Source organism: Fructilactobacillus lindneri DSM 20690 = JCM 11027, assembly GCF_002907375.1.
GTDB lineage: Bacteria > Bacillota > Bacilli > Lactobacillales > Lactobacillaceae > Fructilactobacillus > Fructilactobacillus lindneri.
In genome coordinates this window covers 1-25,008 of the sequence record NZ_MIYK01000001.1, presented here as the reverse complement: position 1 = coordinate 25,008, position 25,008 = coordinate 1, and the positions used below count along the sequence as shown (strand labels likewise).

The following is a 25,008-nucleotide window of genomic DNA, read 5'->3' as shown; positions in this document are numbered from 1 at the left end:
TTTAATTTAAGCAGCGTCGCCATCGTCTGATTCTTTTTCTGCAACAGCTTTAACAGCATATGCAACCTTACGAACAGGTGCTTGTAAGACATTAGCAAGTGTTGCAAGCAATTCTTCACGACTAGGCAATGTAGCAAATTCGTTAATCTTATCAATTGGAGCAACTTCACCTTCAATAACTCCACCCTTAATTTCAAGAGCATCGTTATCATCAGCAAATTTCTTCAAAATCTTAGCAGGGGCAACTGGATCCTCATCTGAGAATGCAACTGCACTTGGTCCATTAAAAATATCTTTCAAATCTTCATAACCACTCTTATCAGCAGCACGTTCTAAGATTTTGTTTTTAATAACCATTAACTTAACACCATTTTCACGTAATTCCTTACGTAATTCAGTGTCTTGAGCAACTGTCAATCCACGAGAGTTAACTACGATTGCTGAAACAGCTTCTGTAAAGTCATTAGCAATTTCGTCAACCTTCTTGGCTTTGGCATCAATAACTTCTTTCTTTGGCATAAAATTCACCTCCCAATGTATTTTGGGACCTAATAAAAAATCCCTATGCTCGCCAAAACATAAGGAAAAGTCGTTAAACTCCTCGGCAGGCATGGTTAAGGCAATTAAGCCACCTGAGTCTTAGGCGATTCATATTCAATTAACAATTTATCATATCGATAAAAATTAGTCAATTAGGGATTTATTTAGATCAAAACTTTAAAATGATTCTGGTGTAACTTTAACACCAGGACCAAATGTTGATGATACAGAAATATTTTGAATGTAAGTTCCGTGAACTGAAGCAGGACGGTTCTTAACTAAAATATTTTCAATAGTCTTAAAGTTTTCTACTAATTTTTCTGGATCAAACGAAGCCTTACCAATTGCAACGGCAATGTTTCCATCACGGTCGGTACGGTAAGTAACTTTACCAGCCTTAGCATCTTTAACGGCCTTTTCAACATCCATTGTAACAGTACCAGTCTTAGGATTAGGCATTAATCCTTTAGGTCCAAGTACTCGACCCAAACGACCTACTTGAGCCATCATATCAGGAGTGGAAACAGCGACATCAAAGTCTAACCAACCATCCATAATTTTTTGAGCTAAATCTTCTTCACCTACGACATCTGCGCCGGCAGCTTCAGCTTCTTTAGCTTTTTCACCTTTAGCAAATACTACAACCTTTTGATCTTTACCGGTACCATTAGGTAAAACTACGGCACCACGTAATTGTTGATCAGCTTGTTTAGTATCAACGTTTAATTTAATAACAACTTCGATTGAATCGTCAAAGTTAGCACTATCTAATTTTTGAACTAGTTCTACTGCTTCATCAACAGGGTATGCTTTACTCTTGTCGATTTGTTCAGCAGCATCTCTATACTTTTTACCTCTTTTACGAGCCATGTAACTTCCTCCTTGCAAATGTGGTTATGACGGAAAGAAAATCCTCCCACTCTCACGCACTATCTTTTGATAGCACAGCGTCCTACAACATACTAGAAATTAACCTTCAACAGTGAATCCCATACTACGTGCAGTACCTTCAATCATACGCATAGCTGCTTCTACATCAGCGGCGTTTAGATCTTGCATTTTGGTTTCAGCAATTTCCTTCACTTGGTCTTTGGTAACTTTAGCGACCTTTTTAGTGTTGGGTTCGCCAGAACCTGATTCAACTCCGGCTGCTTTCTTTAAAAGAACAGCGGCTGGTGGAGTTTTAGTAATGAAGTCAAATGAATGATCTTCATAAACAGTAATTACAACTGGAATCAACATTCCTGCTTGATCAGCAGTACGTGCATTGAAATCCTTTGTAAATTCCATGATGTTAACACCGGCTTGACCTAATGCAGGTCCAACTGGTGGAGCAGGTGTTGCTTTACCCGCTGCAATTTGTAACTTTACGATATCAGCTACTTTTTTAGCCACGAGACATACCTCCTTAAGTCCGTGTGTGGTAAATGAAGACTAAATTTCTTCTCCCACGTTGTTTATGCATAAATACACTAGAACAATATAACACATTAAAGTATTAGAAACAAGTGTACTTCTTTTTACTCATGTGCAATTGGTTTAACCTGATTAAAATCAAGTTCGGTACTAGTTTCTCTACCAAACATATCGATATTAACTTTTAACTTGCCTTTTTCATTGTCAATACTAGTAATTTTACCGGAAAGATCTTTAAAAGCCCCTTCAGTAATGGTAACAGTATCACCAACTTGACTGTCAAGCGGCTGAATATTTTGTTTCATACCAAGGTTTTCCATAACACGATCAACTTCGTCTGGCAATAATGGATTAGGTTTTGATCCCTGTCCATGTGAACCGATAAATCCGGTAACTCCAGGAGTATTTCGTACAACATACCAAGCTCGATTGGTCATTACCATTTGTACTAAAACATAACCAGGGAATGTTTTATCCATCACAACTTTGTCTTTACCATTTTTCACTTCATGTTTTTCCGTTTCAGGGACAACAATGTCAAAAATGAAATCTTGCATTCCCATTGAATCTCTTCTTGATTCAAGGTTTTCTTTAACTTTATTTTCATATCCAGAATAAGTATGAAGAACATACCATTGTTTTTCGACTGATTCTACCAAATTTAACTATCTCCTTCACTTAAATCAAATACTTTTAAATCAAAATAAAAAAACCTCGCGCACACGAAGTTCTTAAAATAAACTATAACAGAATCTAATTTAATTCGCTAGTTTAACCCAATCTAAGTAAGATAGTTTCTAATCCCCAATCAATCAAACCTAAGAAAATTGTGAAAAAGACAGTCGTACCAATTACTGTAATAGTATCAATTCTAGTTTGTTTTGGTCCAGGCCATGTAACTAACTTCATTTCTTTTACGACACTCTTTAAAAAGTTCCATAAACGTTTCATACTAAAATCTCCCTAGCGCGTTTCTTTGTGTAATGTATTTTTACCGCAGTGTTTGCAATATTTTTTTAATTCTAATCGTTGTTCACGGTTACTATTACCGTGCATGGTGTAGTTTCTAGCACCACAAACAGAACATTCTAATGTAATCTTCTTTTGGGACATCTACTACACCACCCTTCATACGCACTTAACTTTATCATCAATCATCTTAGTCGTCAAACAAGTTTGTTGTCGATACTTGCGTCGACAGCGTAATAATGCACTATTGACTTTAGCAGTTGAAACTTGTTGTTCGTTTGCAATTTGATCTAAAGAATTATGTCTGAGAGCCGAAACCAAAACTTCTCGTTCAAATCTGGAACAGTTTTTACAGACTAATGACACATTTTCATAAAATTCACACATTGAAAGCGGATTAAGCGCTGTTTCATCTTGAATTGTTTCGGCATAAAATTCGGCATAACTACTAAATGAAGCTTGCATACGGGCTGGCACTCTTTTCTTTGCCCGTTTTTTTCGCAAAATATCATATAAACGATTTCTTAAATTAGTTTTATAAAAACTACCGAAAGTGACACGTTTTTCAAAATCGTACTTGCGAATCGTATAATAAAAAACAATTGCTGCTTCTTGTCCCCAATCGCAAAGTTCCATATCGTTAAGGTAAAATTCGTTCCAAAGTTTTAAATAGACTGGTGAAAATTGACGAAACAGGGTTTCAAAACTGTCATCATTTATTTGAGCATCAATAATTAAATTTGGATCACACTTACAGTTAACATTTGTAAAATTCATATTATTCTCCTGTGAAAACGTTTTTTTATAAACTTACTTAATAAACCAATGAGCTCACAAGAGAACGATTGTTCCGACACACCTTTAATCCTTGTACCAATTAAAAAACATTTCAACTCACCTAATTAATAAGCATAAAAAAATAAGAACTAGTGAAAATTCACTAATTCTTAGATAATTTATCTCGTAATTCACTTAAATTTTTCATTTGTTGATCATTAAACGAGATGCGATTCTTTACTTTTTCTTGATGATAATTTTTAGTAATTCGTTTAATCTCTTTTTTAGCTAATTTAACATCTCGTAACAAATCCTGACCAGAGACCCGTAAAGCACCCGCACTGAAAATAGTCCACTGTTCTGCATGATCACTAGTTGCCACTTCCACTTGAGTAAATAACGACTGTTCACGAGCTGCTAGTTTTTCAATATAACTATCGGCAGTTTCATTTTTGCTCGTCCACACTACTTCTAGGTTTTTTTGTTTCGAAGATTTAGCCAATCCAGGAACATACATCGCATCAAATACAACAATGATTTCTTTACCACTGTATTTTTGATACTCAGATAATTCCTTTAAAAGTTCATCTCGTGCTTCGGGAAGCTGATTAGCCAACTTCATTTGATTCAAATGTTGCCAGCTGCCAATAATATTATAAGCATCAACAATTAATAGTTCTTTCTTCATTCTTATTCCACCTTTAAAGCGGATGTCTAGAATTAAATCCCTGATACATTAATAAACCTGCAGCAACAGACGCATTTAAACTTTGAATATCACCTACCATTGGAATAGTCAGCATTTCATCAACTTGTTTTTTCAACAGCGGTGAAATCCCTTTTCCTTCACTACCAATAATTAATACCGAGGCTCCTTTAGCATCCCAGCGACGATAATCTGTTCCCTGCATATCAGTTCCAAAAGCCCAAACTCCACGATCTTTTAAATCATTAACTGTATTCACCAAATTAGTTACCCTGGCTACTGGAACTCGTTCAATGGCACCGGCAGATGTTTTGGCAACCGTTGAAGTTAATCCTACTGCACGGTGTTTGGGAATGATTACTCCATGCACTCCGGCAGCATCCGCTGTTCTCAAAATTGAACCTAAATTATGTGGATCTTCAACGTTGTCAAGAATTACAAAAAATGGCGGTTCATCATGTTTTTTAGCATTTTCAAATAAATCATCAATCGTTGCATATTTAAAGGCTGCAACTGCCAACATAACTCCCTGATGATTTTGATGATCTGACATTAAATCTAATTTTGACTTAGGCACATTTGAAATGACCAAATGACGTCCTTTAGCAAGTGTCAAAATTGTTCGAACAGTTTCGTCATCTTTACTAATCCCTGACTGTAAAAATACCTTGTTAATATCTTGATTAGGGTTTCTCAATGCAGCCACTACTGGATGTCTGCCAATGATAAAATCTTCATTATTTTTCATAAATCACTCTCCCGTTATCCACTTGTTCAATACACCATTGCGCTAAATTGTCTAAGCGCTTTTGCTGGTTACTCAATGACAAAAAGCCAAATAAAGCTTCAAAACCAGTTGAGACACGATAAGTAACCACACTGGTATTTTTAGCATGCGTATAACTTTTTGCGTTTCGTCCCCGCTTATAAAAATACCACTCTTCTTCATTTAGTTTTTCATCTTGTTCCATCAATGCAATCAAACCTGCCTGAGCCTTAGCTGAAACATATTTAGTTGCTCGACGTTGTAATTGGTTCGGGCGAGTAATTCCATTATCTAACAAATGTCTTCTAACATATACCTCATAAACGGCATCGCCTAAATAGGCTAAGGTAACCCCATTTAACTGACGAAATTCAAGATTTTGTTCTGCTTCATTCATTAAACTTTATTTTCCCTTCTAAATCGGGTTCCTTGCGGGGTATCCTCTAAAATAATTCCTTGTTCTTTTAATTCATCACGAATCTCATCACTACGAGCAAAATTTTTATCTGCACGTGCTTGATTTCGTTCTTCAATCAAATTTTCAACCTCTTGATCATTAAATGATCCAATCTTTAAATCTACTCCAAAAATCGAAGTTAATTGTTGCAGTCTTTGCATAATTAATTTAATCGTATCTGCAAAAACCACTGGTCGTTCTGAATAAACATTGCCTAGTTTAGCTAATTCATAAACTTCAGTAATCCCGTTTTGTACGTTAAAATCATCATCCATCGCATCTTGAAAATCAGCTTGAATTTGACGAACTTCCTGATCAACTTTGGGATCATTATCAGCGTCCGCATCTTGTAACCGATAATCGAGATTACGATAAGCAGTTTGGATTTTATTTAAATTCGTGGCTGCTTCATTAATTCCAGCCTGACTAAAATGAACCGGTCGTCGATATTGGGTCGTTGACATCATAAAACGTAATACTTCAGGATCGACTTTTTGTAATAAATCATGCACAGTCACAAAATTACCTAATGATTTACTCATTTTCTCGTCATCATCACCAACTGTGACAAAACCATTATGCAACCAATAGTTAACAAATTTTTCCCCTGTTTTTGCTTCACTTTGAGCCCGTTCATTTTCATGATGTGGAAATTCCAAATCAATTCCACCACCATGAATATCAAAGTTATCACCTAAATATTTAGTTGACATTACTGAACATTCAATATGCCAGCCTGGACGTCCTTTGCCCCACGGAGAATCCCAAGATATTTCTCCTGATTTTGCTGCTTTCCAAAGAGCAAAATCAATGGGGTCTTCTTTTTGTTTTAATTCTTCTTTAGATACATGTTGACTAGCACCACTCTCTAAAGTATCTAAATCTTCATGACCTAATTCGCCGTAAGTTTTAAACTTTCGAGCACGATAATAAACGTTGCCATCAACACTATAAGCATAGCCTTTATCAATTAAATCAGACACAAATGCAATAATATCAGCAATATTATCAGTTGCCCGTGGATTTTTGGTTGCAGGTTCCACATTAAGTGCCTTGGTATCTTCAAAATAAGCCTTAATAAACTTATCAGCCAATTCGGAAACCGTAATTCCCTGTTCAGCAACTGCTTTAATCATTTTATCGTCTACATCGGTAAAATTTGAAACATAATTCACGTCATAGCCAAGATATTCAAAATATCTTCTAATTGTATCAAATGCTACTACACTACGAGCATTACCAACGTGAATATAATTATAAACTGTTGGTCCACAGACATACATACTAACTTTTCGGGCCTGAATTGGTTCAAAATTTTCTAATTTATTAGTTAATGAATTATATACTTTTAATACCATGAACGATTACCTCCACTTACCTTTAACAGCTATCATATCACACTAAAACGATGATTTCCCAAAACAAAAGGCCTAGTTTATTTACTAGACCAATCATTTAAAAAATATTTTATTTATTTGTTAATTTGATCCAAAGTTTGTTGCAAATGCTGCAAAGTTTTATCACGACCGATTAATTCAATTGATTCTGGAAGTTCTGGTCCTTCCATTTCATGGGTAACAGCAATTCGAATTGGCATCCATAACTTACGTCCCTTAATGCCTGTATCTTTTTGAACAGCTTTAATCGTTTTTAAAATTTCAACTTTATCAAAAATTGGTAATTGTTTAATTTTTTCCGAAAATTCATGTAAAACAATCGGAGCAGTATCATTACTGATTTCTTCTAAAGCTTCTCCTGTAACTTGGTCAGGTTCAGTAAAGAAGACCCCCGCCATTTCATTAATTTGAGCCATATAACTCATTTGTTTTCGGTAAACATCGATTAATTTACGTGCCCATTCAATGGTTTTAGCATCTGGATTTTGAGGAAGATTCCCTGCTTTAATCAACTGACGCAATGCAGCATCAACAATCACATCTTCATCAGCATCTTTAACGTAGCGGTTATTAATCCATTCTAGCTTTTTACCATCAAAAGTAGCTGGTGATTTGCTTAAACGTGATTCGTCATACATTTTAATAAATTGTCGTTTAGTGAAAATTTCATCTTCACCCACTGGAGACCAGCCTAATAAAACAATGAAGTTAAACAAAGCATCTGGTAAATAGCCTAGTTCGTGGTACTGTTCAATAAATTGCAAAACAGTTTCATCACGTTTACTCAACTTTTTACCGGTATCAGCACTAATAATTAAACTCATATGGCCAAATTTAGGTGCCTGCCAGCCAAAAGCTTCATAAATCATTAATTGTTTAGGCGTGTTGGCAACGTGGTCATCACCACGGAAAATATGACTAATTTTCATATTGTGATCGTCAGCAACTACCGCAAAGTTGTAAGTAGGCATTCCATCTCGTTTGACAATCACAAAGTCCCCACCGATAGTATCGGAGTTAAAGGAAACATGTCCTTTTACCATGTCATCCCATTCATACGTTTTATTCTTTGGTACTCTAAAGCGAATAACTGGTTTTAATCCCTTAGCCTTAGCTTCATCAATCGCTGCTTGACGTTCTTCAGCAGTCATTCCCGCAAATTCATACTCATAATGAGGCATTACTCCACGTGCTTTTTGTTCTTCACGTTCTGCTTCTAATTCTGCTTCAGTTTTGTATGAGTAATAAGCTTTATCTTTATCTAGTAGTTGTTGAATTAACGGATCATAAGTAGCTTGACGTTCCGATTGGCGGTAGGGACCGAAATCGCCACCAACATCAGGACCTTCATCCCAGTCAAGTCCAAGCCATTTTAAATTATCAAGCTGACTTTTTTCCCCATCAGTTACATTTCGTTTAGTATCTGTATCTTCAATTCTAATAATGAACTTGCCCTTGTAGTGGCGAGCAAATAAGTAGTTAAAAATTGCAGTTCTTGCGTTACCAATATGCAAGTGTCCCGTTGGACTAGGTGCATAACGAACACGAATCTTATCATTTGCCAATATAATTCTCTCTTTTCTTTATCTATTTATTGTTAAGTTTACAATTATCAGGACTAAAAATAAAGTCGTCTTGGTGCTATTTTTTTAATGATGTCTTTAAAGCCTCGCGTAAGGTAGTGACACCTACAACTTCAATATTGTCCGGAACATGAAGTCCATCCAAGTTATGTTTAGGCACAATTACCTTTTTGAAACCTAATTTAGCTGCTTCTCGAATTCGTTGTTCAATTCGGTCTACCCGTCTAATTTCACCAGTCAAACCTAACTCGCCAATATAACATTCCCGGGGATCGGTACTAATATTTTCATAACTAGAGGCAATACTAATAGCCATTGCTAAATCAATTGCTGGTTCATTTAGTTTAACCCCACCAGCAGCCTTTAAATATGCATCTTGATTCTGCAGCATCAAACCGGCTCGTTTTTCTAAAACTGCCATAATCAACGATACTCGATTTCGATCAACCCCAGTAGCAGTGCGTTGTGCATTGCCAAATACAGATGGAGTAATTAGTGCTTGAATTTCTACTAAAATGGGACGAGTTCCTTCCATAGCTACAACGATTGCAGAACCAGTTGCATTTTGTAATCGTTCTTCTAGAAAAATTTCGGAAGGATTAGCTACTTCATGTAAGCCAGTATCTGCCATTTCAAATATTCCTAGTTCGTTCGTGGAACCAAATCGATTTTTAACGGCTCGCAATAAGCGATATGAATGATGTTTATCGCCTTCAAAATATAAAACCGTATCAACCATATGTTCTAACGTTTTAGGCCCAGCTATTGCTCCGCCTTTAGTCACATGTCCAACAATAAAAATTGTAATATTATTGGTTTTGGCAACATTCATTAAATCAGCTGTCACCCCACGAACTTGTGAAACCGATCCGATGGCAGAAGCGACTTCGTCTTCTCGCATTGTTTGAACAGAATCAACAATTACTACATCAGGCTTAACGTTTGCAATTGCCTCTCGAATTGCTGTCATATCAGTTTCTGGAAAAACATATAGATTATCATTTTGGTTAACTTTTAAGCGGTCAGCTCTCATCTTAACCTGATCAGCACTTTCTTCTCCTGTTACATATAAAATACGTTTCCCAGCCTGACTTAACTGTCCAGAAACCTGTAATAATAAAGTTGATTTACCGATTCCTGGATCACCACCGATTAAAACCAATGATCCAGGAACAATACCTCCACCTAATACCCGATTTAACTCATTAGATTCAATCTGAAAACGAGGTGCATCATGGGCGTCAACATCATCAATTAATTGAGGACGTGATTTTTTTCCTTCAAATGAAACCCGACTGGTATTAACCTTTTGTGGATCAGTTTTAGTTACACTTTCCTCTTCAAAGGTATTCCACTCCCCACAATTAGGACAACGACCTAAGTAATTAGGAGAAATATAGCCACAATTTGAACATACAAACTGAGTTTTTGTTTTACTCATTTATCTCATCCTCTATTTTCCGGAGGAACCAAATCCTCCAGTTCTTTTTGCCTTTGGAGCTGTTTCATCATCAGCTAACAAATAAGGCATAAAAATCCCCTGCCCAATCCGTTCACCTTTTTTAATTTTACGATCTTTAATTCCAAAATTTACCATTTGGACAAAAATTTCGCCCTCATTATTTTCATTGTCATAATAATCAGCATCAATTACTCCAATTCCATTGGGAATAATCATTCCTCTCTTAAGGGGGTTACTAGAACGATTAGCAATAATTAACACTTCGTTTGGCTGCATATAAGCTTTAATCCCCGTTGGAATTAAATATGGTTTTAAAACTTTTTGTGCTGTTTCAGACTCTACTTCATCTAAATGTCGATTGGTTTGAATAATTTTTAATGCTTTTAAAAAACCAATTTTCCAAATAGATGGAAGTACCATATCAACTGAACTGGCAAAATCATAGCCTGCAGCATTTTCAGTTGCTCGTTTGGGTAATTCAATTCCTGAATCAACTGCTTTTGAAATCACTTTAAACCCTCTTTGCATTATTAAAACTCCTGACCTTTTATTAATTGGATACTACCATTCTAACAGTATTTGTAGCACATTAACATTACTTGACAAAACTAAAAAAACCACGGAAAATTAAGTATAACTTAAAAAATGAGCGATTAAGGGGACAATCAATGGATAGTGAAATTGTTAAACAGCAAAAAGCCCAAGTAGGACGTGAAGCCGTCAACTATATTCATGACGGAATGGTGATTGGAATTGGAAGCGGCTCAACAATGTGGTATTTAGTTGAAGAACTAGGAAAACGCGTTAAAGCTGGATTAAACATTATCGGAGTACCAACTTCTAATTTTACAAAAAAGCATGCCGAAAAGCTTGGCATTCCAATCAAAGACATTGATGACGTAGATCACATCGATTTAACAATTGATGGAGCTGATCAAATTGATGCTAATTACCAAGGGATTAAAGGCGGTGGTGCTTCCCATTTAATGGAAAAAATCGTAGCCACTAACTCCACTAAAAACATGTGGATTGTAGATGAGACCAAAATGGTACCTACACTTAATTATCCAGTTCCATTGGAAGTAATCCCCTATGGAAGCAAACAATTAGAAAAAAAATTAAAAAAAATGGGATTAAATCCACGATTGCGTTACAAAGATAACGGTGAGTTTGTTCGAACTGATTCTAATAACTATATTATTGATTTATACTTGCCACATATTAACAATCCTACTAAACTCGCTGAACAACTTGATACTATGGTTGGAATTGTTGAACACGGTCTCTTTTTAGATATTGTAAACACCATCATTGTTCAGCATCCTGATGGTCCACAAATCATTGAGGCCCGCTAATAAATAGTTGAATAGATTATAATAAGGAGACTTTAAGAATGGATCAACCGATTGAACCAAAAAATATTGAACGTTATGCCAATAATTTAAATGATTATGACGACTCAAATGTTGTACGTCGGGCCGTAACTCATAATGGTATTTTGAAAACCGCTGCTGATTTCGAAGCTAATCCAAAAATGGACCCAGTTTTTTCCATTGATGTTTCCGACCAACGTGTTTCTGACCAAAAACGGAGCGGACGCTGCTGGTTATTTGCGGCTCTCAACACCATGAGAACTAAAGTTGAAAATGATTTCAATGTACCAAAAGATTTCGAGCTTTCTCAAGCTTATATTTTCTTTTGGGATAAATTCGAAAAATCAAACTACTTTTTAAACAACGTCATCAATACAGCCGAACAACCCCTTGATTCACGAAAAGTGAGTTTCTTAATGGCTACCCCGCAACAAGATGGTGGTCAATGGGATATGTTATGCGCATTAATTGAAAAATATGGCATTGTTCCTAAGTCCGCTATGCCTGAAACAGCTAATAGTGAAAATTCTAGTGAACTCAATGCAGCCCTTAATACACAGTTACGTCATGATGCCGTTATTCTTCGTAAAATGATTAATGATGGCCAAAAAGCAGAAATAATTAATGCTAAACGCGATGACATGATAAATGAAATCTATCGAATGTTGGTTTATTCATTGGGCAAGCCAGTTGAAAAATTCAACTTCGAATATCGCGATCAAGAAAAAGAATATCATATCGATGAAAATATCACGCCAAAAGCATTCTTTCAAAAATACATTAATCTTGATTTAGAAGATTACGTTTCACTTATTAATTCCCCTACTGAAGACAAACCTTATAACAAAACTTATACAGTTGAAATGTTAGGAAATGTCGTTGGCGGACGTCCAATTAAGCATTTTAACCTTCCAATTGAAGAATTAAAAAAATTGACCATCAAACAACTTGAAGCTGGAGAAACAGTTTGGTTTGGTAGCGATGTTGTTAAAGATACCGACCGAAAACAAGGGATTATGGATACCAGGCTTTACCATGTTGATGAATTAATGCACACGGATATGTCATTAACCAAAGCCCAACGTCTTGACTATGGTGAAAGTGTCATGGATCATGCAATGGTGATTACAGGAGTCGATATCGTGAATGGTAAACCAACTAAATGGAAAGTAGAAAATAGTTGGGGTGATAAAGTCGGAACTAAAGGTTACTTTGTCATGAGTGATGACTGGTTCAACGAATTCGTTTATCAAGTTGTCATTAATAAAAAATTCTTGAGTGAAAAAGAAAAAGAAGAGCAGCAACAAGCTCCAAAAATCTTAGCTCCTTGGGATCCAATGGGTACTTTAGCTTAAATATCAAATAAAAGAACTATTCTCAATCACGAGAATAGTTCTTTTATTTGATCAACTCTTTATTAACCACCTGTAATTCGTGATTAAAAGTATAGATAATTGGAGTAGCATTATGAACTTCTACTCCATCAATCCCGGTATCAGTAATATTTTCAATATATTTAATCAATGCCCGTAAAGAACTTCCATGTGCAACTACTAATTGATTCTTTCCATCAATTAATTTAGGTACAATTTCATCCTGCCAATAAGGTATCAATCGCTGATATGCCATTTTCAAACTTTCTGCTGGCGGTTCTTGAATTCCAGCAGTTTGGTAACGTCGTTTGGGATCAACTTCTTGTAACCTTGGAGGAACCGCTGCAAAACTACGACGCCAACGCATAAACTGCTGTTCACCAACTTCTTGTTTGACTTGTTCTTTATTTTTACCACGTAAAGCGCCATAATGACGTTCGTTCAATCTCCAAGTCTTATGTTGTGGAATCCACAATTGATTAATTTCATCTAATACAATATTTTCAGACACAATTGCCCGTTTTAAATAAGATGTATGGGCATCGGAAAATTGAATTCCAGTTTTATTTAATTTACGCCCAGCTTCATGAGCATCAGCTTTTCCCTTAGCAGTTAAAGAAACATCACTCCAACCAGTAAAGGTGTGATCATAATTAGCGGTACTTTCTCCATGACGCATCAGTACTAGTTTACTCATCGCAATCCCTCATTCGTTTCTTAATATCAATCTCACAGAATATTGTAGCATATGCTGTACATACTTTAATTAATCAGCATGTTCCACTTAACTTTATTAAAATATTATAAAGTTACTTAAATGTCCATACAGTCAATTATTAATGGGTTATAATGTAACTTGGTTTACTAAGGATTGAGGTTTACATATGTCAGATAATAAAAATAACTCTAATAATCAACAATCAAGAAAACATCGTCGTTCTGGAAAAAATCATTTTATTGATAAAACAACTCCTAAATCTAGTATCCCAACCAAAAGTGAGGTTCCCTCATCTAATACTGAAGAGGAATGGCACCCAGTTGCGTGGTCTATAATGGTCGTTTTATTAGTATTATCCATTATTTTACTAATCTTTGCTTATGTACAATACCACAAAGCAGCTTCAACCTTCGAAGATACATACATGGCTGGGAAAAATTCTCGAAATGTATCTAACATTTTGAAAAAACGTAAGCCATTTTCAATTTTGTTAATGGGAACTGACACGGGAGCATTAGGTCGGCATGATAAAGGTCGAACTGATTCGATGATTATTGCTACTGTTAATCCCAAAAAGAAAACTACTTATTTTACTAGCATTCCCCGAGATACTAAAGTCGTCGTGCCTGGAGACTCGCAACCTTATGAAAAGATTAATGCGGCTTACACAATTGGTGGTCCCGATTCTGCGACTGATGTCGTTTCTAAGTTATTTAATGTTCCCGTTGATTTTTATGCAGTGGTTAATATGAAGGGCATTAAACAAATGGTAAATGCAGTAGGCGGAGTTGATATCACTCCTAATCTAACTTTTAAATACGAAGGAATTAGTGTTAAAAAAGGGAAAACTGTGCATATGAATGGAGAAACTGCTCTTCAATACACCCGAATGCGTCATGAAGATCCATTAGGAGATTACGGACGTCAGATTAGGCAACGACAAGTCTTAGAACAAGTTCTTCAAAAAGGAATGAAAATTTCATCGGCTTCCCGCTATAGCGAAATTTTAAAATCGTTACAAGGTAATTTAAAAACTAACTTAACTTTTGATGATATGATGACTGCTGCTATTCAATATCGTGGTGCTACTCAAAATATTAACGAGAGTGCTTTACAAGAAGATAATGCTGATGTTGATGGTGTTAGTTATCAAGTCGCCCCTAACAAACAATTATTGACTGTTTCCAACCATATTCGTGAATCGTTAGGTCTACCAGCAGTGAGTCAATTAACTTCTAAACAAAGAAAAATCAACTCTAATAAAGAAGCAAATTCTGAAGATAGTCTCTTTAAAAATGGCAATTCAACTACTAAAAACAATGAATTAGCTAAATAACAATTAAGGAATTCCAATCGGAATTCCTTTTTTATATAAAAATTATTTAAAAACAAAAAACCAGCTCTTAAAATAAGAGCTGGTTTAAGATGCGGCCAAGAAGATTCGAACTTCCACCGAGAAAACTCCCGACAAGATCCTTAATCTTGCGCGTCTGCCAATTCCGCCATGGCCGCAAATCAACAATTACAATTGTATCAAGGATTTGGCAGAAACACAAGAACATTTTAAAATTACCGAGTTTGAATTAATTTTCCTCTACATTTACTACAAACATATCTTTGCAGATTTATTCTACGTTTTCGATAGTATTTTTGACCACAATGAGAACATCTATATAAATATTTAAAAGAACGATCCAATCTAGGAGCATAACGACTACCACCAACCTGTTGCAATAAATACTTAAATTCGTGGGTATTATGCTTACCTGAATATCCTGCTAAATGCAAATGGTAATGAACCAATTCATGTTTAATAATGCCAATTAACACATTTTGATCGATCGCCATTTTGGGATTAATATCAATATTATGACTTTTTAAATGATATCTCCCACCAGTCGTTTTAAGTCGACTATTAAAATAAGCCCGATGTTTAAATTCTTTTTGAAAATATTTTAAAGATAGCTCTTCAACAACAGCTTGTAATTCTTGATCGTTCATAATTTCTCCTAATCAGGTTCAATCATAGATAATTGAATCCGATTCCGATCTTTATCCACTGATAATACCCATACATCAACGATATCACCGACAGAAACTAATTTAGATGGATCATTAACAAACTTCTCACTCATCTTAGAAATATGCACTAAGCCATCTTGTTTAACGCCAATATCTACGAAAGCACCAAAATCAATCACGTTTCTAACAGTTCCTTGTAACTTTAAACCTGGTGTTAAATCATCAATCGTCATTACATCTGATTTTAATAATGGTGCTGTCATTTTATCTCGCAAATCACGTCCAGAATTTTTCAAACCAGCCAATAAATCTGCTGCTTGCATTTCATCAATCTGTAATTCATTGGCAATCGTTTTAACATCCTTTTTTTGTAATTTTGAAGTTGCTTTTGGACTCCCAAGATCTTCTAAATTAATTTCTAAATATTTTAATATCTGAGTTGCAGTAGCATAACTTTCGGGATGAATATCAGTATTATCTAAAGGATTACTACCACCTATAATACGTAAAAATCCAACAGATTGTTCAAAAGCTTTAGGTCCAAGTCGTTTAACTTTTTTCAGCTGACTGCGATTTACAAAACTTCCATTTTCCTCTCGATAACTAACAATATTATTTGAAATTGCTTTTGAGAGTCCAGAAATGTGTTCCAATAATTCTGGACTGGCAGTATTTAAGTTAACTCCAACTTGATTAACTGCAGTTTCAACTACTCGGCTAAGCTGGGTATCCAAATTTTTTTCTGATACATCATGTTGATATTGTCCTACCCCAACGGCTTTTGGATCAATTTTAATCAATTCAGCTAACGGATCTTGCAGACGACGCCCAATGCTAATGGCAGAACGTTCCTCAACATGTAATTTAGGAAATTCATTTCTAGCATTTTCACTGGCCGAATAAACAGAAGCACCTGATTCGTTCACAATCACATAGTGAACTGGGAAATCAATGTCTTTGATTGCATCGGCCACAAATTGTTCTGATTCACGTGAAGCAGTTCCATTTCCAATCGCAATCATTTCCACATGATATTTTTTAATCAAAGCAATAAATTCTGTTCTTGCTTGGGAAATTTTAGTTTCACTGGCTGGTTTAGTTGCAAAAATAATTTGTTTATCCAAAAATTTACCATTTTTATCAATTATTGCTAACTTACATCCAGTTCGATAAGCTGGATCAAATCCGAGAACAACTTTCCCTTTCATCGGCGTTTGCATTAATAAATGATATAAATTTTTCCCAAAGACTTCAATCGCGTGATTTTCAGCCGTTTCAGTTAGTTTATTTTCTACCTCGCGGGAAATTGCAGGCTTGATAAAATGCCGATACCCTTCTTTAATTGCATTTTTAACGAAATCCACGGTCATCTCTCGATGTTTCCCAATCATATGAAAATTTAAATGACTAAGAATCACCGTTTCATTCACATCAATCTTAACTTGCAAAATTTTATTCTTATTTCCACGATTAATTGCCAATACTCGGTAAGAAGGAATATCCTTAACGGATTCAGAAAAATCATAATAATTTTCATAAACCCCATTTTCATCCAATTCTTTACCATCAGTTTTAACTTTTGTTTGTAACTTACCATTGTTTTCTGTGTAATTTCTTATCCATTCACGAAAGTTAGCATTATCGCCCACTTTTTGACTAATAATATCGGTTACTCCAGCTAAAACATCTGTAACACTAGATAAATCTACTTTGGGATTAACATAGGCAGCAGCTAATATTTCAGGAGATTGATTGGGAAATTGCATAATTTGATTTGCAAGAGGCGTTAAACCTTTTTCATCTGCAACCATTGCTTTTGTTTTACGTTTTTGTTTATAAGGTAAATAAAGATCTTCAACCGTTTGTAAATCATCAGCTGTATTAATATCATTTTGAAGCTGATCAGTTAGTTTTCCTTGTTCATCAATCTGCTTCATGATTTCGGTCTTACGTTTAGCAAGTTTTTCCAATCGATGATAATTATCTTCAATATCACGAATTTGCACTTCATCAAGGTTTCCAGTTCGTTCTTTTCGGTAACGGGCAATAAATGGTACTGTGTTACCATCTTCCAACATGGATAACGTAGTTTGAATTTGTTTTCGATTAATCCCTTCTAATTGCTGACTAAGTTGACTAATAATTGTTTGATCCATAAAAATTCCTCCATAAAATACAAAAACTTCGTTAACAATAACGAAGTCTAATCCAAAACTTATTTCCAAAATGTGTCATAAATTGTAATAGGTAAATGACGTTTGTGAGCTGTTTTTTGATACCAATTTTCAATAACACTAGCGGCCTTGGAACTAATATCTTTTCCTTCCAAGAAATCATCAATATCTTGGTAACTAACTCCCAAAGCAACTTCATCAGGAAGTGCTGGACGATTATCTTCTAAATCAGCCGTTGGAGTTTTTTCGTAAAGATTTTTAGGGGCATTCAGAGCTTCTAATAATGCCTTCCCTTGTCGCTTATCAAGACGCCAAATTGGAGTAATATCAGCAGCTCCATCGCCAAATTTAGTGTAAAAACCAGTCACTGCCTCGGCAGCATGATCAGTCCCAAGTACAATCCCATGATGAGCACCAGCAATCGTAAATTGAGCAATCATTCGTTCTCGTGCTTTAATATTTCCTTTGTTAAAATCAGAAATCACATCACCATTAGCTTCAACTGCAGTTACCATACTATCAGTTGCTGCTTTAATGTTAACCCGTTCTACCTGATCAGCATCAATAAATTTAATTGCTTCCATTGCATCTGATTCATCAGCTTGTTCACCATATGGCAACCGAACCGCGATAAACTGATAATCATTATTTCCAGTTTCTTCACGTAATTCGGTCATTGCCATTTCACCCAATTTACCAGTCAGGGTTGAATCTTGGCCGCCAGAAATTCCCAATACAACTGATTTAATGAAAGGATTTTTTTTAAAGTAATCCTTAATAAAATTAACACTGTTACGAATTTCTGTTTGCGGATCAATTTGTGGTTTTACTTTTAAAGCTGAGATTATTTCACGTTGAATTTGTTTTTGTTTAGTATCCACATTTTTCACCTACTGTAATCTTTTTTCTGAACCATTCCGAATTTCTTTTATCAATTTCATCTTGTTATCCCAAGCTTCTTGAGATAAATCAACCGGATAAGCTTCTGGATTTAGCATCCGTTTGTATTCTGGCCATAACATTTCACGAACCTTGTTGGCATGTTTTTTAATTTTATCAAGACTAGGCATCTCATAAACTAATTTTCCATCACGATAAATATCTTTTAACAATGGTTCAGCATTAAAATCATGAATTGTTTTGTTGATATATGTGTATTGTGGATGAAACATGTATAATGAATCTTCTTTACGAGGATCTTCATCAGCTAAGGTAACGTAATCCCCCTCCGATTTACCATCCTTTTTCTCAGTAATTCGCCAAACTTGTTTTTTACCAGGAGTTGAAACCTTTTCTGCATTATTAGAAAGTTTGATTGTATCAACCATTTTGCCATTTTTATCTTCTACTGATACTAGCTTGTAAACTGCTCCTAAAGCTGGTTGATCAAAAGCAGTTATTACTTTAGTGCCGACTCCCCAAACGTCAATTTTAGCATGTTGCATTTTCAAACTACTAATTGTGTACTCATCCAAGTCATTAGATGCATAAATTTTTGCATCTGGAAAACCAGCTTTATCAAGCATTTCACGCACACGTTTAGAAATGTAGGCCATATCACCAGAATCAATGCGGACTCCATTAAAATTAATCTTGTCGCCCATTTCTTTGGCAACTTTGATTGCATTTGGCACCCCACTCTTTAATGTATCAAAAGTATCCACCAAAAAAACACAGTTGCGATGAGTCTCTGCATATGCTTTAAAAGCGTCATAATCATTTCCAAATGATTCTACTAAAGAATGCGCATGAGTCCCAGAGATAGGAATATTAAATTCTTTTCCAGCTAAAACGTTTGAAGTAATATCAAATCCGCCAATGTAACAAGCTCGTGTCCCCCAAAGAGCTGCAGAAACTTCCTGAGCACGACGACTTCCGAATTCCATTAATGGATCTTTACCAGCAACACTTCTAATTCTAGCAGCTTTAGTGGCAATCAGAGTTTGATAATTAACGATGTTTAAAATTGCTGTTTCGACCAATTGGCATTCAGCAATCGTTCCTTCAACTTGCATAATAGGTTCTTTATTAAAAACCAAATCTCCTTCTTGAGCGGATCTAATGGTTCCTTTGAATTTAAAATTACGTAAATATTCCAGAAATTTTTCTGAATAATCACCGTGTTCTCGTAAATAATCAACATCACTATCAGTAAATTTAATATTATTAATATAATCAACTACATGTTCTAAACCAGCAAAAACAGCATATCCATTTCCAAATGGCATATCGCGAAAATAAACTTCAAAAACCGCATGACGATTTTGCATGTTTTTTTCAAAATAAGTTGCCATCATATTAATTTCATAATCATCTGTATGCATGGTTAAATTATCAGTAGCATCAATTGTAGACATTTTATTCCTCCATAATGAAGTAAACATTTTAAGTATTTTCATTTTACCATTATTAAAGGCAAATATAAAAATGCAACCATCAACTAACTAAAAATAATTTTATTGATTTAAATAAAATTCAAATCTTTCTGCTACATATTGGGTCTCAACAAATTCAAAAGGTTTTTGATTTTTAAAATAAGAAATCTGCTTCAATTTTAAAATAGGATCACCAGTTTTAATTTTAAGTAATTCTGCGGTTGGATCAGAAGCTAAAATCGCAGAAATATATTGTTTAGCTCCAACTGGGATCAATCCCATCTGTTGCTCTAAAGAACGATAGAGAGAACTAGTAACATCTTCTTGACTCATTTCTTTTACTAGATTAGCACTAACCGTGGTTGTTTCCAAGCAAATCGGAATTTGATTACCATAACGTAATCGTTCCATTCGAAGTACACGCTCATTTGGTGCTAATTCCAATACTTCTGCTTCTTTAAATGTTGGTTCAATAATTTTATACGATAAAGTTTTACTAGATGGTGTTTTCCCTTGAGAAATCATAGTGTCCGTAAAACTAGAAATTCCTGACATATGTTCTTGTACCTTTTTACTAGTAACAAATGTTCCAGAACCAATTTCTCTTCGTAAAAGACCTTCATCAATTAATGCTTGAACTGCTTGCCGTAATGTCATCCGACTCACATCATAATGCTCAGCTAATTTCCTTTCAGAAGGGATTTTAGTTCCAACTAACCATTTCTCGTTTTCAATCTTTTGTTTCATATCATTATGAATTTGAATATAAACTGGTATAGTCATATGAACCTCCTGATAATAAAAAAATCGCCTGACTTTAGTCAGACGATTCATAATATTGGGCTAGCTGGGATCGAACCAGCGCATACCAGGATCAAAACCTGGTGCCTTACCACTTGGCTATAGCCCAAAAATAAATGGAGGGGAGTGGATTCGAACCACCGAACCCGAAGGAGCGGATTTACAGTCCGCCGCGTTTAGCCAGACTTCGCTACCCCTCCAAAAAGATTAAATCACTCAATCAACATATATTATATTAAAGGAATTCCGACTCCGCGTCAAGCATAAATTAAAAAAAATCCCAAAAAATTTTGGGATTTTTTTATTTATTTAACACCATCCATTAATTTAACAACAGGTTTTACAAAGAAAAGTAGAATGATACTTGCCACAATTGCAACTAACCCAATGATACCAAAGTAAGCAGTTTCAGTACCTGGTGTGTAAAAACGAGCAATCTGTGAATTAACTGCTTGTCCAGCAGCATCAGCTAAGAACCACATGCTAACCATTTGAGCACCAAATGCTTTTGGAGCTAATTTGGTGGTAACTGACAGCCCAATTGGAGAAATCAACATTTCACCAATTTCAATGATTGCCCAACTTCCTACTAACCATAAAGGACTAATCTTAGTTCCAACTCCAAACATTGATAAAGGAATAACCATCAATAGAAATGAGAGACCAGCAAAGAACAATCCATAAGCAAATTTCTTTGGAGTAGAAGGTTGTCTCTTGCCTAACTTTGTCCATAATAACACGAATAATGGAGTATAAAGCATGATAAACAATGGGTTTAATGATTGATACCAACTAGGATCAATATGCAACCATCCTAAATTATTGTTAGTTTGCGTTAAAGCAAAACTAGCTAAAATACTAGATCCTGATTCTTCAATTGCCCAAAATACTAACGCCCCGATAAATAATGGGATATAAGCTAGTACTCTTGAGCGCTCAATTTTAGTAATCTTTTTACTTCGAATGATAATAAAGAAATAAACAATTGGAGTAATAACAGCAATTAAACTTAATAAACTAACGAAATTATCAAGGGTTAAAATTTTTGCAAAATACATTCCAACTATAATAACTGCAAAAACAATAATTCCAGCTATAACATTAAAAGTAATTTTCTTAACTTCATTAGCTTTAATTGGATCAGTTGGAACTAATCCATCTTTGCCTAAAGTTTTATTTCCACCAAAGTAATAAAATAATAAACCAATGAACATTCCAAATGCTGCTAATGAGAAACCAACATGATAATCAAATTTGGTAGCTGTCCATCCACAAATTAATGGGGCAATGAAAGCACCTAAATTAATTGCAAATGTAAAGATTGTAAACGCACTTTCACGTCTTTGATCTTCTGATGAATATAACTTACCTACCATGTCAGAAATATTAGGCTTTAATAATCCTGTACCAGTGGTAATCAAGGCAATAGACCCAAACAGTCCCCATAATCCAATCGGAATCGATAATGCAATATGTCCAAACATAATCAAAATTCCACCAAAAAATACAGTTCGACGACTCCCTAAAATTCGATCACTAATAAATCCTCCAGTAACAGAAGCAAGATATACTAATGAACCATAGATAGCCATAACTGACAAACCGGTTGTTTGTGAAAGACCCAATCCACCTTTAGCTGCCGTAGCAACCATGTAATAAAGCAGAATTGCACGCATACCATAGTAACTAAATCTTTCCCAGAATTCTGTACCAGCTAAGAATTCCAAACCTTTTGGTTGTCCAAAAAAGGCATTATCCATACTTTTTTTCTTTTCCAAAATATAAACCTCTTTCTTTTTTCGAATTAAAAAGAAATTATACTCTTAGTATTTTCTTAATACAATCATTTTTTTAAAGCATATCTAAATAACGTTCACGTTCCCATTGAGATACATTTTGGCTATAGGCAGTCCATTCCATGTTTTTAGCATCAAGAAAGTTCTGGTAAATATGTGAACCAAGTGCATCTTCCATTACAGAATCTTCCTGTAAATCAAGTAATGCATTATGGAGTGTTGCAGGTAATTTTTTAATATGATCTAATTTGAGTTCCTTGCCATCCATTCGATAAATATTACGGTCAATTGGTTCATCTGGTTCAATTTTATTCCTAATCCCATCTAACCCTGCTTCCAAAATTGCAGCAATGGCTAAATATGGGTTAGCCGAAGGATCGACACTACGCAACTCTAAACGGGTCCCTTTGCCACGTGCAATTGGTACACGAACCATCGGAGAACGATTGGCACCAGACCAAGCAATATATACCGGTGCTTCAAATCCAGGAACTAATCGTTTATATGAGTTAACTGTTGGATTACAAATAGCCGTTAATGCTTGAGCGTGTTTCAAAATTCCGCCAAGAAAATAATAAGCAGTTTGAGAAAGTCCCCCTTCTCCATTTTCATCATAAAAAGCATTATTACCATCTTTATCAAAAAGTGACATGTTCATGTGCATTCCTGAACCATTTACTCCATTTAAAGGTTTAGGCATGAAAGTAGCGTATAATCCATATCTTCTAGCAACTGTTTTAACTACCATCTTAAATGTTTGAATGTGATCAGCTGCTACGACAGCATTGTCATATTCAAAATCAATTTCATGTTGACCAGGCGCAACTTCATGATGTGATGCTTCAACATTAAAGCCCATTTTTTCAAGTTCAAGTACCATATCACGACGAACATTAGCTGCTAAATCCATTGGAGCTAAGTCAAAATAACTTCCTTTATCATTTAATTTTTCAGTAGGATTGCCATTTTCATCTAATTCAAAAAGGAAAAATTCAGGTTCTGGTCCAATATTAAAATCACTAAATCCAAGGTCTTTCATTTCTTTTAATACTCGGATTAAATTATTTCGTGGATCACCTACGAACTTTTCCCCATCAGATGTATACACACTACAAGTCAAACGAGCTACTTTACCATGCTCATCCCCCCATGGAAAAACCATCCAAGTTGATAAGTCAGGCTTTAAGTACATGTCACTTTCTTCGATACGTACAAAGCCATCGATTGATGAACCGTCAAACATTAATTTACCTGCTAATAATTGATCTAACTGACTAATTGGAACTTCAACGTTTTTTGCTGTTCCAAGTAAATCTGTAAACATTAAGCGAAGAAACCGAACATCCTCTTTACTTACCATTTCTCGAATATCATCAGGTGTATATTGTTTTCTTTTGTTCATGTCGTTCTCCTTTTATAAATGTCCTTGTTTGAATTGAGAGTCGTCGTCAGGATATAAGCCTCCAGCTTTCAGAATATCATCACGCAAATACTCACGAACCCGTCCATCACTAATAGTCTTCTTATATAGATTTTGTTTCTTTTCTAATCGACGCTGCTGTTTTTCGTAAACTCGTTTTACTTGTTCAATATTCATCCCTTCATTCAGATAGTCTTTAACTTCTAAAATGCGATCAATATCATTTAACGAGTACAATCTACGATTACTATCAGTTCGTTTAGAATTTACTAAACCGTGATCATCATAATATCTAATTTGTCGAGCAGTTAACGATGTTAATTTCATTACAGGTCCCATGGGTAAAACTGCTAACGATCTTCTTAATTCTTTTTCACTCATATTAACAGCTCCTCAATGACTGTAATAATAAAAGTATTTTCAAGAATCGTCAACGGATGATGTAGTGTTTTGTTACATGAGTAACTTTTTTTGATTACTACGTTTAATCATTAATAAATCAATACAAAAAAGAGATACTAAAAAATTAATTTTAGTATCTCTTAGATTATGCCGACTGCAGGAGTCGAACCTGTGACCTTCGGTTTACGATGCCGATGCTCTACCAGCTGAGCTAAGTCGGCATAATAATATTATGTAACAAAAATGCCAACCATTAGTTAGCATTTTTACTATATAACTCCGACAGGCGGGCTCGAACCGTCGACAACCTGATTAACAGTCAGGTGCTCTACCAACTGAGCTATGTCGGAATAATTGCGTGGCAACGTCCTATCCTCGCAGGGGGCGATCCCCCAACTACTTTTGGCGTGCTGAAGCTTAACTTCTGTGTTCGGCATGGGAACAGGTGTATCCTTCAGGCTATCGCCACCACACTATGCTT

Annotated in this window: 26 protein-coding genes, 5 tRNA genes, 1 rRNA gene and 1 other annotated feature; of the genes, 3 read left to right on the top strand and 29 right to left on the bottom strand. The window is 35.3% G+C overall.

The window, feature by feature from the left end; genetic code table 11:
- Positions 1 to 6 precede the first annotated feature (6 nt).
- The 14 genes from rplJ to BHU33_RS00095 all read right to left on the bottom strand — a co-directional run bounded on the left by rplJ (position 7) and on the right by BHU33_RS00095 (position 10,601).
- The gene (gene rplJ, locus BHU33_RS00160) at positions 7 to 519 is read right to left on the bottom strand and encodes a 50S ribosomal protein L10 (protein WP_054646387.1); all 513 of its coding nucleotides are present in this window, start codon (positions 517 to 519) and stop codon (positions 7 to 9) included.
- Positions 520 to 544: 25 nt separating this feature from the next.
- Positions 545 to 662 (bottom strand) — a sequence feature (ribosomal protein L10 leader region).
- 55 nt (positions 663 to 717) lie between these two features.
- Entirely contained in the window at positions 718 to 1,410 is a 693-nt protein-coding gene (gene rplA, locus BHU33_RS00155; RefSeq protein WP_054646386.1) for a 50S ribosomal protein L1, read from the bottom strand.
- 99 nt (positions 1,411 to 1,509) lie between these two features.
- The gene (gene rplK / locus BHU33_RS00150) at positions 1,510 to 1,935 is read right to left on the bottom strand and encodes a 50S ribosomal protein L11 (protein ID WP_054646385.1); all 426 of its coding nucleotides are present in this window, start codon (positions 1,933 to 1,935) and stop codon (positions 1,510 to 1,512) included.
- A gap of 125 nt (positions 1,936 to 2,060) precedes the next feature.
- The gene (nusG, locus tag BHU33_RS00145) at positions 2,061 to 2,615 is read right to left on the bottom strand and encodes a transcription termination/antitermination protein NusG (RefSeq protein WP_054646384.1); all 555 of its coding nucleotides are present in this window, start codon (positions 2,613 to 2,615) and stop codon (positions 2,061 to 2,063) included.
- Between the two features lie 112 nt (positions 2,616 to 2,727).
- Entirely contained in the window at positions 2,728 to 2,907 is a 180-nt protein-coding gene (gene secE, locus BHU33_RS00140; RefSeq protein ID WP_054646383.1) for a preprotein translocase subunit SecE, read from the bottom strand.
- Between the two features lie 12 nt (positions 2,908 to 2,919).
- Positions 2,920 to 3,069: a 50S ribosomal protein L33 gene (gene rpmG / locus BHU33_RS00135; RefSeq protein ID WP_078775138.1), complete on the bottom strand. Its 150-nt coding sequence runs from the start codon at positions 3,067 to 3,069 to the stop codon at positions 2,920 to 2,922.
- A 15-nt stretch (positions 3,070 to 3,084) separates the two neighbouring features.
- Entirely contained in the window at positions 3,085 to 3,702 is a 618-nt protein-coding gene (locus tag BHU33_RS00130) for a sigma-70 family RNA polymerase sigma factor (protein ID WP_054646382.1), read from the bottom strand.
- Between the two features lie 163 nt (positions 3,703 to 3,865).
- Positions 3,866 to 4,390: an NYN domain-containing protein gene (locus tag BHU33_RS00125; RefSeq protein ID WP_054646381.1), complete on the bottom strand. Its 525-nt coding sequence runs from the start codon at positions 4,388 to 4,390 to the stop codon at positions 3,866 to 3,868.
- Positions 4,391 to 4,403: 13 nt separating this feature from the next.
- Positions 4,404 to 5,156, bottom strand: a complete 753-nt coding sequence (gene rlmB / locus BHU33_RS00120) for a 23S rRNA (guanosine(2251)-2'-O)-methyltransferase RlmB (protein ID WP_056997669.1) — start codon at positions 5,154 to 5,156, stop codon at positions 4,404 to 4,406.
- Positions 5,146 to 5,571 carry a Mini-ribonuclease 3 gene (locus BHU33_RS00115; protein WP_054646380.1) on the bottom strand — a complete coding sequence of 142 codons (426 nt, stop codon included), beginning with the start codon at positions 5,569 to 5,571 and terminating at the stop codon, positions 5,146 to 5,148. The genes rlmB and BHU33_RS00115 overlap by 11 nt, the downstream gene beginning before the upstream one ends.
- Positions 5,571 to 6,989 (bottom strand): cysteine--tRNA ligase, encoded by a 1,419-nt coding sequence (cysS, locus tag BHU33_RS00110; RefSeq protein WP_054646379.1) that lies wholly within the window; start codon positions 6,987 to 6,989, stop codon positions 5,571 to 5,573. The genes BHU33_RS00115 and cysS overlap by 1 nt, the downstream gene beginning before the upstream one ends.
- 113 nt (positions 6,990 to 7,102) lie before the next feature.
- Positions 7,103 to 8,593: a glutamate--tRNA ligase gene (gene gltX / locus BHU33_RS00105; RefSeq protein WP_056997670.1), complete on the bottom strand. Its 1,491-nt coding sequence runs from the start codon at positions 8,591 to 8,593 to the stop codon at positions 7,103 to 7,105.
- 76 nt (positions 8,594 to 8,669) lie between these two features.
- Positions 8,670 to 10,052: a DNA repair protein RadA gene (radA, locus tag BHU33_RS00100; protein ID WP_054646378.1), complete on the bottom strand. Its 1,383-nt coding sequence runs from the start codon at positions 10,050 to 10,052 to the stop codon at positions 8,670 to 8,672.
- 12 nt (positions 10,053 to 10,064) lie between these two features.
- On the bottom strand, positions 10,065 to 10,601 hold the full coding sequence (locus BHU33_RS00095) for a dCTP deaminase/dUTPase family protein (RefSeq protein ID WP_054646377.1): 537 nt from the start codon (positions 10,599 to 10,601) through the stop codon (positions 10,065 to 10,067).
- 140 nt (positions 10,602 to 10,741) lie between these two features.
- Between BHU33_RS00095 and rpiA the strand changes: the two genes are divergently transcribed.
- The gene (rpiA, locus tag BHU33_RS00090; protein ID WP_054646376.1) at positions 10,742 to 11,428 is read left to right on the top strand and encodes a ribose-5-phosphate isomerase RpiA; all 687 of its coding nucleotides are present in this window, start codon (positions 10,742 to 10,744) and stop codon (positions 11,426 to 11,428) included.
- A 38-nt stretch (positions 11,429 to 11,466) separates the two neighbouring features.
- Positions 11,467 to 12,801, top strand: coding sequence for a C1 family peptidase (locus BHU33_RS00085; protein ID WP_054646375.1), 1,335 nt, complete (start codon positions 11,467 to 11,469; stop codon positions 12,799 to 12,801).
- Positions 12,802 to 12,844: 43 nt separating this feature from the next.
- On the opposite strand, the gene BHU33_RS00080 is transcribed toward BHU33_RS00085, so the two are convergent.
- Entirely contained in the window at positions 12,845 to 13,516 is a 672-nt protein-coding gene (locus BHU33_RS00080; protein ID WP_054646374.1) for a 2,3-bisphosphoglycerate-dependent phosphoglycerate mutase, read from the bottom strand.
- Positions 13,517 to 13,703: 187 nt separating this feature from the next.
- Here BHU33_RS00080 and BHU33_RS00075 point away from each other — a divergent pair, with 187 nt between their 5' ends.
- The gene (locus BHU33_RS00075; RefSeq protein WP_054646373.1) at positions 13,704 to 14,873 is read left to right on the top strand and encodes an LCP family glycopolymer transferase; all 1,170 of its coding nucleotides are present in this window, start codon (positions 13,704 to 13,706) and stop codon (positions 14,871 to 14,873) included.
- Between the two features lie 90 nt (positions 14,874 to 14,963).
- Here BHU33_RS00075 and BHU33_RS00070 read toward each other — a convergent pair.
- From BHU33_RS00070 to rrf, 14 genes are all read right to left on the bottom strand, one after another.
- Positions 14,964 to 15,049 (bottom strand) — tRNA-Leu (locus BHU33_RS00070).
- A gap of 57 nt (positions 15,050 to 15,106) precedes the next feature.
- Positions 15,107 to 15,538 carry a SprT family protein gene (locus BHU33_RS00065; RefSeq protein WP_054646372.1) on the bottom strand — a complete coding sequence of 144 codons (432 nt, stop codon included), beginning with the start codon at positions 15,536 to 15,538 and terminating at the stop codon, positions 15,107 to 15,109.
- 8 nt (positions 15,539 to 15,546) lie between these two features.
- Positions 15,547 to 17,715: a Tex family protein gene (locus tag BHU33_RS00060; protein WP_054646371.1), complete on the bottom strand. Its 2,169-nt coding sequence runs from the start codon at positions 17,713 to 17,715 to the stop codon at positions 15,547 to 15,549.
- Between the two features lie 59 nt (positions 17,716 to 17,774).
- On the bottom strand, positions 17,775 to 18,614 hold the full coding sequence (gene nadE / locus BHU33_RS00055) for an ammonia-dependent NAD(+) synthetase (RefSeq protein ID WP_054646370.1): 840 nt from the start codon (positions 18,612 to 18,614) through the stop codon (positions 17,775 to 17,777).
- Positions 18,615 to 18,623: 9 nt separating this feature from the next.
- Positions 18,624 to 20,090: a nicotinate phosphoribosyltransferase gene (locus BHU33_RS00050; RefSeq protein ID WP_056997671.1), complete on the bottom strand. Its 1,467-nt coding sequence runs from the start codon at positions 20,088 to 20,090 to the stop codon at positions 18,624 to 18,626.
- A gap of 99 nt (positions 20,091 to 20,189) precedes the next feature.
- Positions 20,190 to 20,891, bottom strand: coding sequence for a GntR family transcriptional regulator (locus BHU33_RS00045; protein WP_056997672.1), 702 nt, complete (start codon positions 20,889 to 20,891; stop codon positions 20,190 to 20,192).
- Positions 20,892 to 20,946: 55 nt separating this feature from the next.
- Positions 20,947 to 21,018 (bottom strand) — tRNA-Gln (locus BHU33_RS00040).
- An 8-nt stretch (positions 21,019 to 21,026) separates the two neighbouring features.
- Positions 21,027 to 21,109: transfer RNA gene (locus tag BHU33_RS00035), tRNA-Tyr, on the bottom strand.
- 105 nt (positions 21,110 to 21,214) lie between these two features.
- The gene (locus BHU33_RS00030; RefSeq protein WP_054646483.1) at positions 21,215 to 22,669 is read right to left on the bottom strand and encodes a peptide MFS transporter; all 1,455 of its coding nucleotides are present in this window, start codon (positions 22,667 to 22,669) and stop codon (positions 21,215 to 21,217) included.
- 91 nt (positions 22,670 to 22,760) lie between these two features.
- A complete protein-coding gene (gene glnA / locus BHU33_RS00025; RefSeq protein WP_054646369.1) occupies positions 22,761 to 24,107 on the bottom strand; it encodes a type I glutamate--ammonia ligase in 1,347 nt (448 codons plus the stop codon).
- A 12-nt stretch (positions 24,108 to 24,119) separates the two neighbouring features.
- Entirely contained in the window at positions 24,120 to 24,506 is a 387-nt protein-coding gene (locus tag BHU33_RS00020; RefSeq protein WP_054646368.1) for a MerR family transcriptional regulator, read from the bottom strand.
- Positions 24,507 to 24,675: 169 nt separating this feature from the next.
- Positions 24,676 to 24,748 (bottom strand) — tRNA-Thr (locus BHU33_RS00015).
- 56 nt (positions 24,749 to 24,804) lie between these two features.
- Positions 24,805 to 24,877: transfer RNA gene (locus BHU33_RS00010), tRNA-Asn, on the bottom strand.
- Between the two features lie 6 nt (positions 24,878 to 24,883).
- Positions 24,884 to 25,000, bottom strand: a 5S ribosomal RNA gene (gene rrf / locus BHU33_RS00005).
- Positions 25,001 to 25,008 lie beyond the last annotated feature (8 nt).